Source organism: Photorhabdus viridis (assembly GCF_040256935.1).
Lineage (GTDB): Bacteria > Pseudomonadota > Gammaproteobacteria > Enterobacterales > Enterobacteriaceae > Photorhabdus > Photorhabdus viridis.
The window spans coordinates 1-273 of sequence record NZ_JBEJZY010000385.1; the positions used below are offsets into that span (position 1 = coordinate 1).

The following is a 273-nucleotide window of genomic DNA, read 5'->3' on the forward strand; positions in this document are numbered from 1 at the left end:
TGCGCTGGCAGGAAGAAGCCGCTTTTGTCTTCTGCAACAAGGCCCGCTCCCGCCTCAAGGTCTTGCGCTGGGACCGACACGGCGTCTGGCTGTGTACCCGCCGTCTGCACCTGTCTTTCCTACACAAATATTTTAACCCGCCCCCGCGTTATTGAACTTTTACCTCATAGATTGATCTCAATAAAAAACACGACTTGAGGTAATCTTTATGTTTTCAACTTGCGCCGAACAATGGGCAAATGACACGTTTCAACATGCGGAATTAGGTGATAA

General features: G+C 49.1%; 1 pseudogene. It reads left to right on the top strand.

The window, feature by feature from the left end:
- Positions 1–110, top strand: a pseudogene (gene tnpB, locus ABR397_RS23845) (IS66 family insertion sequence element accessory protein TnpB); the annotation flags it as partial.
- Positions 111–273 lie beyond the last annotated feature (163 nt).